This window comes from Streptomyces sp. NPDC096324 (genome assembly GCF_044763015.1).
Lineage (GTDB): Bacteria > Actinomycetota > Actinomycetes > Streptomycetales > Streptomycetaceae > Streptomyces.
On record NZ_JBIWFK010000001.1, the window covers coordinates 408,844 to 428,939 of the forward strand.

Consider the following 20,096-nt stretch of genomic DNA (forward strand, 5'->3'; position numbering starts at 1 on the left):
GAGGGGGCTCGAACCGCCGAGGGGTGTGGCGTCCGCACAGGTCAACCACGGAAATGCCGCACAAGGGGAAGGGCCGGACAGAATCCCCTACGGTTCCGTAGGTTTCGAGTCCGTAATCTCCACGGAATCGGCACGAGCCCGCAGGGGGGATCCAGGGCCCTGGAGAGCCGATCCGGAATACCTCGATCCGGCCGATTGGGCCGCGGGCGGGCGCCGCGTCCCGCCGTATGATCCAGGCGCCGGCCCTAGCTCCGCTGCCCCCGGTGCAGCCGGTCCCCGCCCGCGAGGATCGCCGCCGCGAGCGCGTCCGCGGCGTCCTGCGCGGACGGCCGCCGACGGCCGTGCACCAGCACGAAGTCGACCTCGCCGAGCTCCGGCAGCCCCGCCCGCTCCGGCACCCGGACCAGGCCGGGCGGCACCAGCCCCCGCGAGTGGGCCATCACACCGAGACCCGCGCGGGCCGCCGCGATCAGGCCGTTGAGGCTGCCGCTGGTACAGGCGACGCGCCACGGCCGCCCCTGGCGCTCCAGCGCCTCCAGGGCGAGCGCGCGGGTGATGCCCGGGGGCGGGTAGACGATCAGCGGGACCGGGCGGTCCGGGTCGAGCCGCAGCCGCTGGGCGCCGATCCACACGAGGCGGTCGTGCCAGACGAGTTCCCCGCGTGGATCCTCGGGCCGCCGTTTCGCCAGCACCAGATCGAGATGCCCGGCGGCGAGCTGTTCGTGGAGCGTGCCGGACAGCTCCACCGTCAGCTCCAGGTCCACCTCGGGGTGGTCGGTGCGGAACCCCTCCAGGATCTCCGGCAGCCGGGTCAGCACGAAGTCCTCGGACGCGCCGAAGCGCAGCCGGCCCCGCAGCCGGGTACCCGTGAAGAACGCCGTCGCCTGTTCCTGCACTTCCAAAATCCGCCGCGCGAACCCGAGCATCGCCTCACCGTCCTCGGTGAGCTCGACGGAGTGGGTGTCACGGGAGAAGAACTGCCGCCCGGCGGCGTCCTCCAGCCGGCGCACATGCTGGCTGACCGTGGACTGGCGCACCCCCAGCCGCCTGGCGGCCCGCGTGAAGCTCAGCGTCTGGGCCACCGCCAGGAACGTACGGAGCTGGGAAGGGTCGTACACGGCCCCACGTTATCGCGATACGTGATGACAGTCAGAGCGGTATGACGGATTCCCGATCGCGGCCCGGGAGAGGACGATGGAGAGGGCACGATCCGCCGACGGCGATCACCCGCACCGAACCGAGCAACCGAGCAGTGGAGCACCGTGAAACGCCTGCCGTGGCCGAGCTGGATGCCGGTCGACCCCTACATCCTGCTGCTGCTCGGGACCGTGGGCCTCGCCGCCCTGTTCCCGGCGAGCGGAACGGCGGCGGACGTCGCCTCCGGCGCGACCACGGCGGCCATCGCCTTCCTCTTCTTCCTGTACGGCGCACGCCTGTCCACCCGTGAGGCGATGGACGGCCTCACCCACTGGCGGCTGCACGGTACGGTCCTGATCTGCACCTTCGTGGCGTTCCCGCTGCTCGGCCTCGCCGCCCGCGGCCTGGAGCCGGCCTTCCTGACCCACGACCTCTACACCGGCCTCCTCTTCCTCACGCTCGTCCCCTCGACCATCCAGTCGTCGATCGCCTTCACCTCGATCGCCCGCGGCAACGTGCCCGCCGCCATCTGCGCGGGCTCCTTCTCCTCCCTCGCCGGCATCGTCATCACCCCGCTGCTCGCCGCGCTCCTCCTCGGCGGCAGCGGCGGCGGCTTCTCCACGGACTCGCTCGTCAAGATCGTGCTGCAACTGCTGGTGCCGTTCCTGGCCGGGCAACTGCTGCGCCCGTGGATCGGCGGCTTCATCACCCGCCACAAGAAGGTCCTCGGCCTCGTCGACCGCGGATCCATCCTGCTCGTCGTGTACACCGCGTTCAGCGAGGGCATGGTGCAGGGCGTCTGGAGCCAGGTCGGCGTCGCCCGGCTGGCGGGGCTCCTCGTCGTCGAGGCGCTGCTGCTCGGCGTCATGCTCCTGCTGACCTGGTACGGCGCGAAGGCCCTGCGCTTCGACCGCGAGGACCGGATCGCCATCCAGTTCGCCGGGTCCAAGAAGTCGCTGGCCTCGGGTCTGCCCATGGCCGGTGTCCTGTTCGGCGCGCACGCCTCCCTCGCCGTGCTCCCGCTGATGCTCTTCCACCAGATGCAGCTCATGGTGTGCGCGGTGATCGCCAAACGCCGGGCCCGTGATCCGGAGGCGAGCGGCCGCCCCGGCCCGGACCGGCCGTCCGGCAGTGGGGGCGCGGCGGGCACGGGAGGTACGGCCGAAGGAGCGGGCCGGGCCGCCGGCCCGGCCCGCTCCGCCGGGCCCCGGGTCTCCCCGGCCGCGACGGCGGGACGCTAACCGTCCTTGGCGACCCGGTCCAGGGGAAGCCACAGGACGGTGTCCCGGGTCACCTTCCGCGAGGGCGGCGCTGACAGCTCGTCGTCGCTCAGCGCGCGGTCGTAGACCCGCACGTCGTCGATCGCCCCGGTGAAGAAGGCCCGGCTGTCCATCCGCTGGCCGATGTGCACGCCGAACGGCGAGTTCCGGCTCACCGATCCGGGCACGTCCGCCGTGCTGACGGTCGTCCCGTCGAGGAAGAGGGTGAGCAGGCCCCCGCCGCGGCGCAGCGCGAGATGGTGCCACTGGCCGTCGTTGTAGGAGCTCGTGGTGCGCACGAACGCCGTGGCCGGGGCCGATGCTCCGTTCCTGGTGGTGATGAGCCCGGTGATCCGGTTGGACGCGGGCTCCCCGCGCAGCCACACCTGCGGCTGGCTCGTACCGATCCCGCCCATCCACAGCAGGGGCTGCTCACCACCGGTGGCCGTGTAGCGGAACCACAGGGACGCCGTGAAGTCCTTCGTCCCCAGCGGCAGCCGGTCCTGATAGGGCAGTCGTACGGCGTCGTCGGTGCCGTCGAACTCCAGCCCGCCCCCGAGTACGCCGGCGGTCTCGACCGGGCCGCCGAGGACCGCCGCCCGCCGGGTGAGCGGAGCGAGGTCCGCTGTCGTCGGGTCCGGGCCCCGGCGCGGCCGGAGCCAGTCCTCGGTGAAGCGGGCGAAGCGGATCTCGTCGCGCGCGTCGACCGCGCCGCCCTCGTACAGCAGGCCCACGGTGGTGCCGTCGACACCCACCAGGTCGGAGTAGCCCGACCAGTCGGTGGTGACGACCGTCCCGCGGTCCACGCTGTCCCAGGTGCGTCCGCCGTCGTAGGAGGAGCGGACGGTCATGGTGCGGCGGCGGTCCGGGTCGGCGGGGCAGGAGAGCAGGATCCGGTCCCCGAAGCGCAGCGTCGAGCCCTGTACCTGGGGCGCGTAGAGGTCCGGGACGTCACGGAAGGGCGACACGAAGCTGTCGCCGCCGTCCCGGCTGATCGCCTGGGTGCGGTGGCCGAGGTCGGTCCCGTCCTGCTCCCGGCCGCTGATCAGGAGCGATCCGTCGGTCCGCTCGGTGAGGGTCATCTCGGACGGCTTCTGCCGGAAGGTGCCGTCGGCCGCGATCGGCCAGGAGTCGCTCGCCCCGATGTCCCAGTGGTCGCCGCCGTCGTCGCTGGTGATGAGCGCGGCGTTGTTGGCGGTGACCCGGCCGCCGTCCCAGGTCTCGGTGTTGACGGCGAACACGAGCCGGCCCGCGTGCCGGCCGCGGGTGAGCTGGACGCCGTGGACCGGACCGGTGGCGTACCAGGAGTTCCAGTTCGCGGGCAGGATCTCCGAGCTGAGGTCGCGCGGCTGCGACCAGCTCAGACCGTCGTCGTCGCTGTACTGGAGATGCGGGGTGCGGTCGCAGGGAACCGAGCAGCTCGCGCTGTCCGTACGACCCGTGTTGTAGGTCTCCGCAAGCACGATGCGGCCGGTCTCGCGGTTCACGACCGGGGTGGGGTTGCCGTGGGTGTCCCCGTTCCCCTCGTTGACGACCTGGAGCGGGCTCCAGGTGCGGCCGCCGTCGCCGGAGCGCTTCACCACGATGTCTATGTCCGCCGCGTCACCGCAGTTGAGGACGCGTCCCTCGGCGAACGCCAGCAGCGTTCCCCTGGTCGTCCGGACGACGGAGGGGATGCGGAAGCAGGCGTAGCCCGGATCCTGTGAGGCCTTGAACAGCACCTGTTGCTCGAACGCGGGTGCGACCGGGGCGGGTTCGGCTCGCGCCGTGCCCGGGAGCACGATCAGCGCGGCGATGCCGAGGAGCGCGGCCGCGAGGGATCTGAGACGGGTGGCGAGGCGTGACGGCATGGTGCGACCTGCCCTTCGTACGGCGGCTGGGCAATCCGGATTCCAAGGACATCCCACGTCCAACGTTCGCGCCGCAGAGGCTACTTGGGCCCTCAGGCACCCCACAAGGAGCAGGCACCGGTCGTGTTCACGCCAGAATTTCGAGCGTGTGTGACCACCAGGCGAGGAGCAGTTCACGGGCTTGTCGATCCGGATTTCCGGTACGGACGGCTGATGCGGGCTAACGTTCCGTCATGACCGCACCCGAAACCGAACCCCGTCTCGCCCTCGACCCGGCGCGCACCGCACTCGTGCTCGTCGATCTGATGGAGCGCATCGTGGCGTTGCCCCTGGAACCGAACAAGGGGACCGAAGTTTTCGCCACCGCCGAGGAGTTGGCGGAATCCTTCCGGGAGGCGGGCGCGCTCGTCGTGCTCATCCGGGTCGAGCGGTCCGGAGTCGCGGAGCAGCCGCCCGGAAGCGGACTGGTCGCCGGGCTCGTCGCGGAAGGTGACCTGGAGATCGTGAAGCGGACCATCGGCGGGTTCCAGGGCACCGGACTCGACGAGCGGCTGCGCGAACACGGCGTCTCCACCCTGGTGTTCGGCGGGATCGCCACCAACCTCGGGGTCGAGTCGACCGCGCGCGCCGCCGGCGACCTCGGCTACGACCTCGTCTTCGTCGAGGACGCGATGGCCGCTTTCACCGCCTCCGAGCACGACGCCTCCGTCCGGCTGGACTTCCCGCGCCTCGGCACGGTCGTGACCGCGGGTGAGGTGCGCTTCTCGGTTCGCTGAATCCGGGCACGGGCGAAGCCCGTCACGTCTGGTGGCGGTGGTGATGGGCGTCCGCGACCGAGGCGGGGCCCCTCCGGCGCAGGGGGCGCTCCCCGCCGTCCGGGGCCCCGCCGCCGTGCCGCGGGGAGCCGCTGTCAGCCCCGGCCGGCCGCGGCCCGCAGGGTGATGCGGTGCTCGCCCGCGTACACGTTCATGTTGGCGCCGCGTAGGAAGCCGATCAGGGTCAGGCCGGTCTCCGCCGCCAGGTCGACGGCCAGGGACGACGGAGCGGAGACGGCCGCCAGCACCGGGATGCCCGCCATCACCGCCTTCTGCGCCAGCTCGAAGGACGCCCGGCCGGAGACCAGCAGGACCGTCCGGGAGAGCGGGAGCGTGCCGTTCTGGAGAGCGCGGCCGACCAGCTTGTCGACCGCGTTGTGCCGGCCCACGTCCTCGCGTATGTCGACCAGCTCACCCTCCTCGGTGAACAGGGCCGCCGCGTGCAGACCCCCGGTACGGTCGAAGACCCGCTGGGCCGCGCGCAGCCGGTCGGGGAGGCTCGCGAGCAGGTCGGGCTCCAGCCGCACCGGGGGAGTGGTGCCGCCCTCCGTGTCGTCGATGGTCCAGCGCGCCGTCGTACGGACCGCGTCCAGACTCGCCTTGCCGCACAGGCCGCACGAGGACGTCGTGTACACATTGCGTTCGAGCGTGATGTCGGGGACGACGACACCGGGCGCCGTCCGCACGTCGACCACGTTGTACGTGTTGGAGCCGTCCTCCGTGGCTCCCGCGCAGTACACGATGTTCTGGAGCTCGTCGGCACGCCCCAGCACCCCTTCGCTGACCAGGAACCCCGCGGCCAGCGCGAAGTCGTCGCCCGGGGTGCGCATGGTGATCGCCAGCGGCTTGCCGTCGAGCCGGATCTCCAGTGGCTCCTCGGCGACGAGCGTGTCCGGTCGGGAGCTCACGGCTCCGTCCCGGACGCGGATCACCTTGCGTCGTTCCGTGACTCGTCCCATGTCCTGATCAGTCCCGCTTCCATGCGTTCGGCCGGCCGGATCGGCCCTCGCGATCGCCGGTTGGCGTTCGGGTCACCCCGGGCGTGCCGTGGGGGCGACCTTCACGTTCTCATTGTCCTGCACCCGTGGAGCGGGCCGCGGGCCGCCTCGCCGGGCGGGCGGCCCGCTCCCGCCGCCGTCCGCCTCGGCACCTCACGCCGCAGTCCGCAGCGCGAGCAGATCCGAGATGGCGTACACGGTGCGCAGCGTCGGGACCGGCACCCCGGTGATCTCCGCGAGTTCCACGACGGCCGCCAGCAGCACGTCGAGTTCCAGCGGTTTGCCGCGCTCCAGGTCCTGGAGTGTGGAGGTGCGGTGGTCGCCGACCCGCTCGGCACCCGCGAGGCGCCGCTCGATGGACACCCCCACCTCGCAGCCGAGTGCCCGGGCGACGGCCAGCGTCTCGGTCATCATGATCTCGATGACCCTGCGCGTCCCGCCGTGCAGACACATCTGCCGCATCGTGGCGCGGGCCAGCGCGCTGATGGGGTTGAAGGAGATGTTGCCGAGCAGCTTGAGCCAGATGTCGTTGCGCAGGTCCGGTTCGACCGGGCATTTCAGCCCGCCCTCCCGCATGGCGTCGCTGAACGCCCGGCAGCGCGACGAGACGGACCGGTCGGGCTCTCCGACGGAGAACCGGGTGCCTTCGAGATGGCGGACGACACCCGGTCCCGCCAGCTCGGTCGCGGCGTACACGACGCATCCGACCGCCCGCTCCGGGGCCAGGACCGCGCCGACCGCGCCGCCCGGGTCCACGCTCTCCACCCGGTGGCCGTCGAAGGGGCCGCCGTGCCGGTGGAAGTACCACCAGGGAATGCCGTTCTGGGCGGCGACGACCGCCGTCGTGTCGTGCAGCAGGGGCTCGATCAGCGGCCCGCACGCCGCGTACGAGTTGGCCTTCAGGCCGAGGAAGACGTAGTCGACCGGTCCGATCTCGGCCGGGTCGTCGGTGGCGTGGGCCCGCGCGGTGAAGTCCCCGCGTGGACTGAGGACGTGGACGCCGTGCCGCCTCATGGCCGCGAGATGCGGTCCACGGGCCACGAGATGCACGTCGGCGCCCGCGCGGTGCAGAGCGGCGCCGACATAGGCGCCGATCGCACCGGCGCCGAGAACTGCGACTCTCACTGTGTGGCGCTCCGTTCGGTCGAGGGTACCGAGGAACTGCCGAACTCTGTCGACGAAATATTGTCTACAGGATGGAATGGAGGCCGACAAGGGTGCGGGCAGGACCGGCTGCCGCGGAACCGGGGCCACGCCCCCGGTGCGTCGATCGCACCGGCGCCGAGACCGCGACTCCCACGGCCCGGCCCGGTGACCGTTCGTCGCGCCAGGGATACCGCTCACCGCATACGGTCGACGAGTTCGCGTCCCCCCGCTTCACAGCCGGACAACCGCTTCCTATCGTCCCGGATCATGAGCCCTCCCGTCGCACCCCCCGGTTGGAGCCGCTGGCTCGTCCCGCCGGCCGCCCTGTCGGTCCATCTCTCCATCGGCCAGGCCTACGCCTGGAGCGTCTTCAAGCCGCCGCTCGAATCCGCGCTCGGTCTCAGCGGAACCCAGAGCGCGCTGCCCTTCCAGCTCGCCATCGTGATGCTCGGCCTGTCGGCCGCGTTCGGCGGCACGCTCGTCGAGCGCAACGGCCCGCGCTGGGCCATGACCGTCGCCCTCGTCTGCTTCTCCTCCGGCTTCCTCATCTCCGCGCTCGGCGCGGCCACCGAGCAGTACTGGCTGATCGTCCTCGGCTACGGCTTCGTCGGCGGCACGGGCCTCGGCATCGGCTACATCTCACCGGTCTCCACATTGATCAAGTGGTTCCCCGACCGGCCCGGAATGGCCACCGGCATCGCGATCATGGGCTTCGGCGGCGGCGCGCTGATCGCCTCCCCCTGGTCCGCCCAGATGCTGAAGTCGTTCGGTTCCGACGCCTCCGGGATCGCGGTCGCCTTCCTCGTGCACGGTCTTTCGTACGCCGTGTTCATGATGCTCGGCGTGCTGCTCGTGCGCGTCCCGCGCGGCGAGACGCCCACCGCGTCCGGGCCGAGCGCGCTCGACGGGGTCCAGGTCTCCGCCCGCGCCGCCGTCCGCACCCCGCAGTTCTGGCTGCTGTGGGTCGTTCTGTGCATGAACGTCACCGCCGGGATAGGCATCCTGGAGAAGGCCGCCCCGATGATCACGGACTTCTTCGCGGACAGCTCCACCCCGGTCACCGTCTCGGCCGCCGCCGGATTCGTCGCCCTGCTCTCCGCCGCCAACATGGCCGGCCGGATCGGCTGGTCCTCGACCTCCGACCTGATCGGGCGCAAGAACATCTACCGGGTCTACCTCGGGGTCGGCGCCCTCATGTACGCCCTCATCGCGTGGTTCGGGGACTCCTCCAAACCGCTGTTCGTCCTGAGCGCGCTGGTGATCCTCTCCTTCTACGGCGGAGGCTTCGCCACGGTCCCGGCCTATCTGAAGGACCTGTTCGGCACGTACCAGGTCGGTGCCATCCACGGACGGCTGCTCACCGCCTGGTCCACCGCCGGCGTCCTCGGGCCGCTGATCGTGAACCGGATCGCCGACCACCAGGAGGCGGCGGGCAAACACGGCTCGTCCCTGTACGGACTGTCGTTCCTGATCATGATCGGGCTGCTCGCCGTCGGTTTCGTCGCCAACGAGTTCGTACGCCCCGTGCACGCCCGCCATCACATCCCCGCGCCCAGGGAGGCCGCCGATGTCGCACGACAGCACCCCGAGTCCGCCTGACGACGCCGGTGTCCCGGGCCCGCCCGGCCGGCCGGCACTGACCGCCCTCGCCTGGCTGTGGGTGGGCGCGCCCCTGTGCTACGGCGTCTACGAGCTCGTGCAGAAGGCCACTCAACTGTTCTCGGGGTAGGTGTTCGGGCGTCCCAAGGTCTGACAGAAGCCGACAAGCCTGGCGGCGCAATCCTGTGGCTTCACCTGCCGTCGTACCCGCGAGTCACTGATCAGACTGGTGGATCCCGCTACCCGAAGCACGAGGGGGACCACCCATGAACGGCACACGGATCGCCGCCGTCGGCCATTATCAGCCCGCCAAGGTACTCACCAACGAGGATCTGGCGGGCATGGTCGACACCAGTGACGAGTGGATCCGGAGCCGTGTGGGCATCCGGACCCGCCATGTCGCCGGGCCCGACGAACCGGTCGACGAGCTGGCCGCGCACGCCGCAGCCAAGGCGCTCGCCTCGGCCGGTCTGACGCCCGGCGACATCGACCTCGTCCTCGTCGCCACCTCCACGGCCGTCGACCGGTCGCCGAACATGGCCGCCCGGGTCGCCGCCCGCCTCGGCATCCCCTCGCCGGCCGCGATGGACGTCAACGTCGTCTGCGCCGGGTTCACCCACGCCCTCGCCACCGCCGACCACACCGTGCGCGCCGGTGCCGCGACCCGGGCGCTCGTCATCGGCGCCGACAAGATGACCGACGTGACGGACTGGACCGACCGCACCACGTGCGTCCTCGTCGGGGACGGCGCGGGGGCCGCCGTGGTCGAGGCCTGCCCGGCGGACGAGGAGCCCGGCATCGGGCCGGTGCTGTGGGGTTCGGTCCCCGAGATGGGGCACGCGGTGCGCATCGAGGGCACCCCCTCGCGGTTCGCGCAGGAGGGGCAGAGCGTCTACCGCTGGGCCACCACCCAGCTCCCGCCGATCGCCCGGAAGGCCTGCGAGCGCGCCGGTCTCACGCCCGAGGACCTCGCCGGGGTCGTCCTTCACCAGGCCAACCTGCGCATCATCGAGCCGCTCGCCCTGAAGATCGGCGCGGTCAACGCGGTCGTCGCGCGCGATGTGGTCGACTCCGGGAACACCTCGGCCGCGAGCATCCCGCTCGCCTTCTCCAAGTTGGTCGAGCGCGGCGAGATCTCCACCGGCGATCCCGTCCTGCTGTTCGGCTTCGGCGGCAACCTCTCCTACGCGGGGCAGGTCGTCCGCTGCCCGTGAGGCGGCCCGAGCCGTTCACGGGGTGGAGCCGTCCGTGAGGCGGAGCTGCCCGTGAGGCGGAGCTGCCCGTGAGGGGGACCGAGCCGTCCGTCCGGTGCCCGCGTCCCCGGGTGTGACAAGCCCAACTCCCGTGTCTGTGGCGCGTTTGTGCGCCGTAGACTGTAGGCGAAAGACAATTGATAATCGACTTTCCTTATCGCGGCGACGACGCTGCCCAGGGAGGGACCGTGATGTTGTCGACAGGCCTGCCTCAGGGAGCGGTACCCAAGCTCGAACGCCCCGGCCCGCTCCGAGACCGTGTCTACGAAGCGCTGCTCGAACTCATCACCACCCGCGCCCTGCGACCGGGCCAGCACCTGGTCGAGAGCGAACTCGCGGGTCATCTCGGAGTGTCACGGCAGCCCGTGCGGGAGGCCCTGCAACGGCTGAGCACGGAGGGATGGGTCGATCTCCGGCCCGCCCAGGGCGCGTTCGTGCACGAGCCGACCGAGTCGGAGGCCGACCAGCTCCTCACCGTCCGTACGCTCCTGGAGGCCGAGGCGGCCCGGCTCGCCGCCGCCAACGCGGGTCCGGCGGCCATCAGCGCCCTCGAGGACCTGTGCACCGAGGGTGAACGGGCGGTCGCCGCCGACGACGTCGACGCCGCGGTCGCGACGAACGCACGGCTGCACGCCAAGATCATGGAACTCGCCGGCAACGCGGTCCTCGCCGAACTCGCGGCGCAGGTCGACCGCCGGGTCCGCTGGTACTACACGCCGGTGGCCCGGCAGCGCGGGCGGCAGTCCTGGATCGAGCACCGCGAATTGATCGCCGCGATAGCGGAGCGCGACGGACAGCGGGCCACCGCGGTCATGCGCGCGCACACCGAGCACACGCGGCAGATGTACCACGACCGCGAGAAGTAGCAGGCCGGGGGACGCCGCCGCGGTCTCTGGACGAGGTTCGTCGGGTGCCGTCCCCGTTCGTCTGCCGACGGATGCCGTCTCGGTCGGTCGGGCGGTGGATGCCGACGTCGGTCAGGCGGTGGATACCTTCTCCGTCGGTCGTTCTTCGGTGGGCGCCGTCACGGTCCGGGCGCCGGGGCGGGAGGGTGACCAGCGGGCCTCCGCGCCGAGCATCACCACCAGCACCCCCACCAGCGCCAGCAGTTCGACGACCGCCGAGAACCGGATGCCGAGCAGGGCCGTGGCCGCCGCGACGGGTACCGCGACCGCGCGGAACGTCACCGGCCACAGCCGCAGCACCGAACGGAACGCCACGTCCCCGGCGAGGAACAGCGCGACCCCGCCCGCGAGCGTCAGCGCGGGCCCGGTGGCGGACTGCTCGGTGAGATGGCCGAGCGTCTTCTTCACCCCGGCCGCGCAGTAGGCGATGCCGAGCAGCATGGGCAGGAAGGCGTAGTAGTACGCGTTCATCGCCAGGCGCCAGCGGCGGTCCGGCGGTGTCGCCGTGAACACGGCCTCCGCCCCGTGCTCGTCGCGTACGAAGTACGTCCACCACAGGGCGCCGGCCAGCGCGAGCGCGAGGAAGGCGCCGACGAACAGATCCACGGTGAGCGGCCGGCTCCCGATCCCGATGCCGATCGCGATGACGGACTCGCCGAACGCGACGATGAGCAGCAGCCCGTGCCGCTCGACGAAGTGGGCCGGGTCGAGCGCCCCCAACTGCGCGCGCAGCACCGCGGCGTCCCGCCCGCCCCGGCGCCTGGCCCCGTGTTCGGCGAAGAACGGCGTGACGAACTGCAGGACCAGAGCCAGCAGCCACAGACCGTCGGCGCGCGGGCCGTCGAACAGCCCCGCCGCCGTGACGGCCAGCGCGGCGAGCGCGTTCGGCACCGCGTACCAGACGACGTCACGGCCGTGGCTGCGGGTGTAGAGCGCGCTGTGCACGAGGACGACGGCCAGGAAGCCCAGGCCGAACACCACACCGCCGTCGTCGAAGGCGCGCGGGATGGCCAGCGCGCACACCAGGAACGCGCCCATGCCGAGCAACAGCAGGATCCGCCGTGAAGGCCGGTCGGGCGGAACCTGGTTGGTGAGATACGCGTACGCGCCGTACATCCAGAACAACACCACGAAGATCAGCGCGACGCGGGCCGCCGTCGCGAACGACAGATCGGCGGCGAGCAGCACGGTGAGCTGGGTGAGGGTGAAGACGAAGACGAGGTCGAAGAAGAGCTCCAGCGTGCTGACGCGCCGCCCCGCCTCGTCACCCGCCGACTGCACGGCCCCGCCCGCCGACTGCGCGATCCCGCCCGCCGACCGCGTGGTCTCGTCCGCCGACTGCCCGGCCCCGCCCGCCGACCGCGAGGTCCCCCGTGCCGCCGAACTCTCCGCCTCGGCCACCGGCGTGTGCCCCGGACCGTCCCCTGCCCTGTTCATGTGTCCCCCCGCGACAGATGGTCTGCGCAGATCGTATGCGGCCGTCCGGCCGCGGGGCCGGGGTCCTCGCCCTCGGATCTCTCTTTGTCCTGGGAGTGGAGAAAGTCTGCTGCAATCCCCGCACTACTTCTTCCAACTCCCGGCAGCCACTGCTACGTTCCCCTCGAAAGCGCGACCGATGACGGTGGCCGGAACCTGACCGCATCAGGTGCCGGCCGAGGCGGGAGGGGTTCGTGAGACGTATGACGGCGCGACCCGCGAACGCCCACCAGGCCCGGCTGCTGCGGCTGTTGCGCGACGGCGGTCCCAACTCCCGGGCCCAGCTCGGCGATCGCGTCGACCTCTCCCGGTCGAAACTGGCCGTCGAGGTGGACCGGCTCCTCGAGACCGGCCTCGTGGTGGCCGACGGACTCGCCGCCTCGCGGGGCGGCCGCCGCTCCCACAACATCCGGCTCTCGCCGGCGCTGCGGTTCCTGGGCGTCGACATCGGCGCGACGTCGGTCGACGTGGCCGTCACCAACGCCGAGCTGGAGATCCTCGGACACCTCAACCAGCCCATGGACGTACGCGAGGGCCCGGTCGCGGTCTCCGAGCAAGTGCTGTCCATGGCCGCCAAGTTGAGGGCCTCGGGGATCGCGGAGGGGTTCGACGGGGCGGGGATCGGCGTTCCGGGTCCCGTCCGCTTCCCCGAGGGGGTCCCGGTCGCCCCGCCGATCATGCCGGGCTGGGACGGCTTCCCGGTCCGTGAGGCACTCGGCCAGGAACTCGGCTGTCCGGTCATGGTCGACAACGACGTGAACCTGATGGCCATGGGGGAACAGCACGCGGGCGTCGCACGCTCCGTGGGCGACTTCCTCTGCGTCAAGATCGGCACCGGAATCGGCTGCGGCATCGTCGTCGGCGGAGAGGTCCACCGCGGTGCGACGGGCAGCGCGGGCGACATCGGGCACATCCAGGCCGTGCCCGACGGGCGCCCGTGCGCCTGCGGCAACCGGGGCTGCCTGGAGGCACACTTCAGCGGTGCCGCGCTCGCGCGCGACGCCGTGGAGGCGGCCCAGCAGGGCCGCTCGGCCGAACTCGCCACACGGCTGGCGGCGAACGGCGCGCTGAGCGCCGTCGACGTCGCCGCGGCCGCCGCGGCGGGCGACGCCACCGCGCTCGATCTGATCCGGGAGGGCGGCAACCGCACCGGCCAGGTCATCGCGGCGCTCGTCAGCTTCTTCAATCCCTCCCTCGTGGTGATCGGCGGCGGGGTGACCGGTCTCGGCCACACCCTGCTCGCCACGATCCGCACCCAGGTCTACCGCCAGTCGCTGCCGCTCGCGACCGGCAATCTGCCCATCGTCCTCGGGGAGCTCGGCCCGGCCGCCGGAGTCATCGGCGGAGCCCGGCTGATCAGCGACCACCTGTTCTCGCCCGCGTAAGCCACCTCGTCGCGCTCGCGCCCCACCGCTTCGCGCCCGCACCAGCCGTCTCCAGGAATCGGACCCACCGGCGCCGCCACCGGCCGCCCCGTGCCCGAAACACCCCCGCCCGTACGCGCACCGCCCGGCAACCGGCCCGCACGCCTGCCCGAGGGAACCGTCATGGCACCAGAACCACCGCTGCTCACCATGTCCGGCATCACCAAGTCGTTCCCCGGAGTCCGGGCCCTCGACGGCGTCGACCTCGACGTCGAGGCCGGCGAGGTGCACTGTCTGCTCGGCCAGAACGGCGCCGGGAAGTCCACGCTCATCAAGGTCCTGTCCGGTGCCCACCAGCCCGACGGCGGCACCATCGCCTGGCGCGGCGAGCCCGTCACCCTCAAGTCGCCGATCGCCGCCATGCGCCTCGGCATCGCCACCATCTACCAGGAACTCGACCTGGTGGAGGGCCTGTCGGTCGCCGAGAACGTCCACCTGGGACACGAACCCACCACCGCCGGGTTCGTCGTCAGGGGCAGGGCCGCCAGGACGGCGACCGCCCTGCTGCTCCGGCGGCTCGGCCACCCGGAGATCGACCCGGCCCGGCTCGTCGGTGAACTCTCCTCCGCCCAGCGGCAGATCGTCTCCATGGCGCGGGCGCTGTCCCACGACGTGCGGCTCATCGTCATGGACGAGCCGTCCGCCGCGCTCGACCCCGACGAGGTCGGCAACCTCTTCCGCATCGTCGCCCAACTGACCTCGGACGGCGTCGCCGTCGTCTACATCTCGCACCGCCTGGAGGAGATCCGCCGCATCGGCGACCGGGTCACGGTCCTGAAGGACGGACGCGCGGTCGCGGGCGGCCTGCCCGCCGGATCGACCCCGACGCGCGACGTGGTCTCCCTCATGACGGGGCGCACCGTCGAGTACGTCTTCCCCGACCGGCCCCGCGCCAGGCCCCCGGGCGAGCCGGTGCTCTCGGTCCAAGGACTGTCCCGTCAGGGGGAGTTCGCCCCGCTCGATCTCGACGTGCGACCGGGCGAGATCGTCGGACTGGCCGGACTGGTCGGCTCCGGCCGCTCCGAGATCCTGGAGACGATCTACGGAGCGCGCAGGCCGACCACCGGCCGGATCAGCGTCGACGGGAAGCCCCTGCGCACCGGCAGCGTCCGTGCCGCGGTGCGCGCCGGCCTCGGACTGGCGCCCGAGGAACGCAAGGCACAGGCCCTGCTGATGCTGGAGTCGGTCACCCGCAATGTCTCCGTCTCCTCCATGTCCCGCTACGCGCACGGGGGCTGGATCGACCGGCGGGCCGAACGCGGGGCGGCGCGGGCCGCCACCCGCGAGCTCTCCCTGCGCCCCGACGATCCCGCCCTCCCGGTCAGGACCCTGTCCGGCGGCAACCAGCAGAAGGCGGTACTGGCGCGCTGGCTGCTGCGCGGCTGCCGCGTCCTGCTCCTCGACGAGCCCACCCGCGGTGTCGACGTCGGGGCGCGCGCCGAGCTGTACGCGGTGATCCGCAGGCTCGCCGACGAGGGTCTCGCCGTCCTCCTGGTCTCCAGTGAGGTCCCCGAGGTGCTCGGACTCGCCGACCGCGTCCTGGTGCTGCGCGAGGGCCGGGTCGTGCACACGGCGCCCGCCCGGGACCTCGACGAACACCGCGTACTCGATCTCGTGCTGGAAGGAGGCCCCGTGGCCAGTGAAGGGAGTCCGGCGTCATGACGCAGTTCGTGTCCCCGCCCCGGGACGGCACCGGCAAGGCGCCCGCCACGGGTGAACTCTCCCCGTGGCGCACCGTGGTGGCCCGTGCCGACGTCCGCACGCTCTCGCTCCTCGGCGTGCTCGCCGTCCTCGTCGTCATCGGCGGCGTCACCCGGCCCGACGAGTTCCTCGACACCCGCAACCTCCAACTCGTCCTCACCCAGGCCTCGGTGATCGGCGTCGTCACCGTCGGCATGACCTTCGTCATCACCTCCGGGGGCATCGATCTGTCGGTCGGCGCGATCGTCGCCCTCTCCTCGGTCTGGGCGACGACGGTCGCCACCCAGGAGTACGGCTTCACGGGCATCCTCGTCACCGCGGTCCTCGTCGGTCTCGGCTGCGGCCTGGTCAACGGGCTGCTCGTCGCGTACGGGGGGATGGTCCCCTTCATCGCGACGCTCGCCATGCTCGCCTCGGCCCGCGGACTGGCCCTCCAGATCACCGACGGCCGGACCCAGATCGTCACCGTGGACGGAATCCTGAAGCTCGGCGAACGCGACTCCTACGTCCTCGGCGTCCCGCCGCTCGTCCTGGTCTTCACCGTCGTCACCGTCATCGGCTGGCTGGTGCTGAACCGCACCACCTTCGGCCGGCGCACGGTCGCCGTCGGAGGCAACGCGGAGGCGGCCCGGCTCGCCGGCATCGACGTACGACGTCAGCGGCTGTACCTCTATCTGCTCTCCGGACTGTGCTGCGGCATCGCCGCGTTCCTGCTGGTCATCCTGTCCGGCTCCGGACAGAACACCAACGGCAACCTCTACGAGCTCGACGCCATCGCGGCGGCGATCATCGGCGGCACCCTGCTCAGCGGGGGCCGCGGCACCATCACCGGTTCGGTGCTCGGCGTGCTGATCTTCACGACGATCACCGACATCTTCGCGCTGAACAACCTCCAGAGCGACGTCCAGCAGATCGCCAAGGGCGCGATCATCGTCGCCGCGGTCCTGGTCCAGCGGCGCACAGCAAGCACGACCTGACACGGGAAGGGTCCACCGCCATGCCAGTACCAACGAGCCCGACCAGCCGCAGAGGACTGCTCCTCGGGACCGCCGCCGTCTCGGCCGGCGCCCTCCTCACCGGCTGCACCAGCAACGACACCAAGGACGCGAACCCCGCCGCGAACTCCGGCCCGGCCGCCGACGACAAGCCCGGCAAGCACGTCACCATCGGCTTCGCCGGCCCCCAGGCCGACCACGGCTGGCTCAACGCCATCAACGACAACGCCAAGAGCCGTGCCGGGAAGTACAAGGACGTGACCCTGGAGATCACCGAGGGCTCGAACGACACGGCGGCACAGATCGGCCAGATCGAGACCCTGATCAACAAGAAGGTCGACGTCCTGGTCGTGCTGCCCGCCGACGGCAAGGCGCTGACCCAGGTCGGCCTCAAGGCGATGCGCGCGGGCATCCCGGTCGTCAACCTCGACCGCATCTTCAACTCGCCCCAGGCGTACCGCTGCTGGATCGGCGGCGACAACTACGGCATGGGCCTCAGCGCCGGTCACTACATCGGCGAGAAACTCAAGGACAAGAAGAACGCCAAGGTCATCGAGCTCGCGGGACTCGACAACCTGGAACTCACCAAGCAGCGCACCCAGGGCTTCGACGCCGCTCTGAAGAACTACCCGAACATCACGAAGGTCGCCCGCCAGGCGGCCGAGTTCACCGTCGAGTCCGGCCAGGCCAAGATGTCCCAGCTCCTCCAGGCCCAGCCGGAGTTCGACGCGCTGTGGAACCACGACGACGACCAGGGCGTGGGGGCGCTGCGGGCCATCAAGCAGGCCGGCCGCGACGGCTTCCTCATGGTCGGCGGAGCCGGAGCGCTCTCCGCCTTCCAGGCCATCGACGCCGACAACAGCGTCCTGAAGGCCACCGTCCTGTACCCGCCGACCATGGCCGCCTCCGCGATCGACCTCGCCCGGACCCTCGGCCAGGGCAAGGGGATCAGCGGGCTCGCCGAGTTCGAGATCCCCGCCTCGCTCACGCTCTACTCGGCCGTCGTCGACAAGGACAACGTCCAGCAGTACATGGCCACCGGCTTCCGGTGATGCGAACCACCGCCGAAGGGGCCCGGTCCGGCGGGACCGGGCCCCACCCCCACCGCGCCACGACGACGAGGAGGACCCCCGCATGGGACAGCCGGACCAGGGCGACGAGACCGCGAAACCGCCCCTGGGCGTGGGCATGGTCGGTTACGCGTTCATGGGCGCCGCCCACTCACAGGGCTGGCGCACCGTGGGCCGCGTCTTCGACCTGCCGCGCAGCCCGGTCCTCGCCGCCGTCTGCGGCCGCGACGAACAGGCCGTACGCGCGATGGCCGGCCGGCACGGCTGGGCGGCCGCCGAGACCGACTGGCGCGCGCTGATCACCCGGGACGACGTCGACGTCGTCGACATCTGCACCCCCGGTGACAGCCACGCCGAGATCGCCGTCGCCGCGCTGGCCGCCGGCAAGCACGTGCTGTGCGAGAAGCCGCTCGCCAACACCGTCAAGGAGGCGGAGACGATGGCGGCGGCCGCGGCCGAGGCGGCCGGACGCGGTCAGATGTCCATGGTGGGCTTCAACTACCGCCGCCTCCCCGCCACCGCGCTCGCCCGCTCGATGGTGGCCGAGGGTCGCCTCGGAACCCTGCGGCACGTCCGGGTGACGTACCTCCAGGACTGGCTCACCGACCCCGAGTTCCCGCTCACCTGGCGGCTCCGCAAGGAGAAGGCGGGTTCGGGCGCCCTCGGCGACCTCGGGGCCCACATCGTCGACCTCGCGCAGTACCTGGCGGGGGAGCCGCTCGGCGGGGTCTCCGCGCTCACCGAGACCTTCGTACGCCGACGGCCCCTGCCCGCGCGGACGTCCCGCGGCCTGTCGGCCACCGGGCCCGCACGAGGCTCCCGTTCGGACGCCGTCACCGTCGACGACGCCGCCCTGTTCACCGCCCGCTTCGCCTCCGGCGCCCTCGCCTCCTTCGAGGCCTCCCGCTTCGCCGCCGGACGCAAAAACTCCCTGCGCATCGAACTCAACGGCGAGCGCGGCTCGTTGGCCTTCGACCTGGAACGGCTCAACGAACTCGCCTACCACGACCACACCGAACCCGCCGCCCACGCGGGCTTCCGGCGCATCCTCGTCACGGAGCCCGACCATCCCTACCTCGACGCCTGGTGGCCGCCGGGACACGGCCTCGGCTACGAGCACACCTTCACGCACCAGGCCCGCGACTTCGTGCGAGCCATCGCGGACGGGCGGCCCCCCACGCCGTCCTTCGCGGACGGACTCCAGGTCCAGCGCGTCCTCGCCGCCGTCGAGGAGAGCGCCGGGAAGAACTCCACGTACACCCCCGTAGCGGTCTGAGGAGGCCCCGAAATGCCGCGCGACTTCACGCTCTTCACCGGCCAGTGGGCCGACCTGCCCCTCGAGGAGGTCTGCCGACTGGCCCGTGACTTCGGCTACGACGGACTCGAACTCGCTTGCTGGGGAGACCACTTCGAGGTCGACAAGGCGCTCGGGGACCCCTCCTACGTGGAGTCCCGGCGCGCGCTCCTCGACAAGTACGGCCTCAAGTGCCTGGCGATCTCGAACCATCTGGTCGGCCAGGCCGTCTGCGACGCCATCATCGACGAACGCCATCTGGCGATCCTGCCCGCCCGCGTCTGGGGCGACGGCGAACCCGAAGGCGTCCGACGGCGGGCCGCCGCCGAGATCGCCGACACCGCCCGCGCGGCTGCCGCCCTCGGTGTCGACACCGTCATCGGATTCACCGGCTCGGCGATCTGGCACCTCGTCGCCATGTTCCCGCCCGTCCCCGAGGCGATGATCGAGCGCGGCTACGAGGACTTCGCCACCCGCTGGAACCCCGTCCTGGACGTCTTCGACGCCGAGGGCGTCCGCTTCGCGCACGAGGTCCATCCGAGCGAGATCGCCTACGACTACTGGACCACGCACAAGGCCCTGGAGGCGATCGGCCACCGGCCCGCCTTCGGCCTCAACTTCGACCCCTCCCACTTCGTCTGGCAGGACATCGACCCCGTCGGATTCCTCTACGACTTCCGCGACCGCATCTACCACGTCGACTGCAAGGAGGCCCGCACCCGCCTCGACGGCCGCAACGGCCGGCTCGGCTCCCACCTGCCCTGGGGAGACCCGCGCCGCGGCTGGGACTTCGTCTCCGCGGGCCACGGCGACGTTCCCTGGGAGGACGTCTTCCGCATGCTGCGCTCCATCGGCTACACCGGGCCCGTCTCGGTCGAGTGGGAGGACGCCGGCATGGACCGGCTCCACGGCGCGCCCGAGGCCCTGGCCCGGCTCAGGACGTACGACTTCGAGCCCCCGTCCGCGTCCTTCGACGCGGCGTTCGGCGGCAACGGCTAGCCGGGCAAGGGGGCGCGGGGACGCGGGGGACACGGGGGACGCGGGGGACGCGGGGGACGCGGGGGATGCGGGGGAACGGGGAAGGGGCCGGGTACGGGGGTCCCGGCCCCTTGCGCGGAAGCGGCCCTCCTCGCCACACGGCGAAGGGGGCCGCTTCCCCGCGGGGCCCGCGGAA

The 20,096-nt window shown here is 71.7% G+C and carries 17 protein-coding genes; 12 read left to right on the forward strand and 5 right to left on the reverse strand.

Annotated elements, in window-relative coordinates:
- Positions 1-245: 245 nt before the first annotated feature.
- Positions 246-1,118 (reverse strand): LysR substrate-binding domain-containing protein, encoded by an 873-nt coding sequence (locus ACIQ7M_RS01725; protein ID WP_403638662.1) that lies wholly within the window; start codon positions 1,116-1,118, stop codon positions 246-248.
- Positions 1,119-1,262: 144 nt separating this feature from the next.
- On the opposite strand from ACIQ7M_RS01725, the gene ACIQ7M_RS01730 reads away from it, so the two are divergent.
- The gene (locus ACIQ7M_RS01730; protein WP_403638664.1) at positions 1,263-2,378 is read left to right on the forward strand and encodes a bile acid:sodium symporter family protein; all 1,116 of its coding nucleotides are present in this window, start codon (positions 1,263-1,265) and stop codon (positions 2,376-2,378) included.
- Here ACIQ7M_RS01730 and ACIQ7M_RS01735 read toward each other — a convergent pair.
- Entirely contained in the window at positions 2,375-4,246 is a 1,872-nt protein-coding gene (locus ACIQ7M_RS01735; protein ID WP_403638666.1) for an exo-alpha-sialidase, read from the reverse strand. The genes ACIQ7M_RS01730 and ACIQ7M_RS01735 overlap by 4 nt on opposite strands.
- A gap of 233 nt (positions 4,247-4,479) precedes the next feature.
- On the opposite strand from ACIQ7M_RS01735, the gene ACIQ7M_RS01740 reads away from it, so the two are divergent.
- A complete protein-coding gene (locus ACIQ7M_RS01740) occupies positions 4,480-5,022 on the forward strand; it encodes an isochorismatase family protein (protein WP_403638668.1) in 543 nt (180 codons plus the stop codon).
- A gap of 134 nt (positions 5,023-5,156) precedes the next feature.
- Here ACIQ7M_RS01740 and fdhD read toward each other — a convergent pair whose 3' ends face one another.
- Both fdhD and ACIQ7M_RS01750 read right to left on the reverse strand, forming a co-directional pair.
- Positions 5,157-6,020 (reverse strand): formate dehydrogenase accessory sulfurtransferase FdhD, encoded by an 864-nt coding sequence (fdhD, locus tag ACIQ7M_RS01745; RefSeq protein WP_403638670.1) that lies wholly within the window; start codon positions 6,018-6,020, stop codon positions 5,157-5,159.
- A gap of 192 nt (positions 6,021-6,212) precedes the next feature.
- A complete protein-coding gene (locus ACIQ7M_RS01750; RefSeq protein WP_403638672.1) occupies positions 6,213-7,184 on the reverse strand; it encodes a 2-dehydropantoate 2-reductase in 972 nt (323 codons plus the stop codon).
- A gap of 288 nt (positions 7,185-7,472) precedes the next feature.
- On the opposite strand from ACIQ7M_RS01750, the gene ACIQ7M_RS01755 reads away from it, so the two are divergent.
- The 4 genes from ACIQ7M_RS01755 to ACIQ7M_RS01770 all read left to right on the forward strand — a co-directional run bounded on the left by ACIQ7M_RS01755 (position 7,473) and on the right by ACIQ7M_RS01770 (position 10,923).
- Entirely contained in the window at positions 7,473-8,804 is a 1,332-nt protein-coding gene (locus ACIQ7M_RS01755) for an OFA family MFS transporter (RefSeq protein ID WP_403638674.1), read from the forward strand.
- Positions 8,773-8,934, forward strand: coding sequence for a hypothetical protein (locus ACIQ7M_RS01760; protein ID WP_403638676.1), 162 nt, complete (start codon positions 8,773-8,775; stop codon positions 8,932-8,934). Before ACIQ7M_RS01755 ends, ACIQ7M_RS01760 begins: the two co-directional genes overlap by 32 nt.
- A 136-nt stretch (positions 8,935-9,070) precedes the next feature.
- Positions 9,071-10,018 (forward strand): beta-ketoacyl-ACP synthase III, encoded by a 948-nt coding sequence (locus tag ACIQ7M_RS01765; RefSeq protein WP_355767314.1) that lies wholly within the window; start codon positions 9,071-9,073, stop codon positions 10,016-10,018.
- Positions 10,019-10,248: 230 nt separating this feature from the next.
- Positions 10,249-10,923 carry a GntR family transcriptional regulator gene (locus ACIQ7M_RS01770; protein WP_355767317.1) on the forward strand — a complete coding sequence of 225 codons (675 nt, stop codon included), beginning with the start codon at positions 10,249-10,251 and terminating at the stop codon, positions 10,921-10,923.
- A gap of 111 nt (positions 10,924-11,034) precedes the next feature.
- On the opposite strand, the gene ACIQ7M_RS01775 is transcribed toward ACIQ7M_RS01770, so the two are convergent.
- Complete coding sequence (locus ACIQ7M_RS01775; RefSeq protein WP_403638679.1) at positions 11,035-12,399, reverse strand: low temperature requirement protein A; 1,365 nt, start codon at positions 12,397-12,399, stop codon at positions 11,035-11,037.
- Between the two features lie 242 nt (positions 12,400-12,641).
- Between ACIQ7M_RS01775 and ACIQ7M_RS01780 the strand changes: the two genes are divergently transcribed.
- From ACIQ7M_RS01780 to ACIQ7M_RS01805, 6 genes are all read left to right on the forward strand, one after another.
- Positions 12,642-13,823 carry an ROK family transcriptional regulator gene (locus ACIQ7M_RS01780; RefSeq protein ID WP_355767358.1) on the forward strand — a complete coding sequence of 394 codons (1,182 nt, stop codon included), beginning with the start codon at positions 12,642-12,644 and terminating at the stop codon, positions 13,821-13,823.
- Between the two features lie 162 nt (positions 13,824-13,985).
- Positions 13,986-15,524, forward strand: coding sequence for a sugar ABC transporter ATP-binding protein (locus tag ACIQ7M_RS01785; protein ID WP_403638681.1), 1,539 nt, complete (start codon positions 13,986-13,988; stop codon positions 15,522-15,524).
- On the forward strand, positions 15,521-16,540 hold the full coding sequence (locus tag ACIQ7M_RS01790) for an ABC transporter permease (protein ID WP_403638683.1): 1,020 nt from the start codon (positions 15,521-15,523) through the stop codon (positions 16,538-16,540). The genes ACIQ7M_RS01785 and ACIQ7M_RS01790 overlap by 4 nt, the downstream gene beginning before the upstream one ends.
- A 20-nt stretch (positions 16,541-16,560) precedes the next feature.
- The gene (locus ACIQ7M_RS01795) at positions 16,561-17,610 is read left to right on the forward strand and encodes a substrate-binding domain-containing protein (RefSeq protein WP_386988389.1); all 1,050 of its coding nucleotides are present in this window, start codon (positions 16,561-16,563) and stop codon (positions 17,608-17,610) included.
- Between the two features lie 82 nt (positions 17,611-17,692).
- Complete coding sequence (locus ACIQ7M_RS01800) at positions 17,693-18,904, forward strand: Gfo/Idh/MocA family protein (protein WP_403638685.1); 1,212 nt, start codon at positions 17,693-17,695, stop codon at positions 18,902-18,904.
- Positions 18,905-18,916: 12 nt separating this feature from the next.
- Entirely contained in the window at positions 18,917-19,921 is a 1,005-nt protein-coding gene (locus tag ACIQ7M_RS01805) for a sugar phosphate isomerase/epimerase family protein (RefSeq protein ID WP_355767332.1), read from the forward strand.
- Positions 19,922-20,096: the final 175 nt, after the last annotated feature.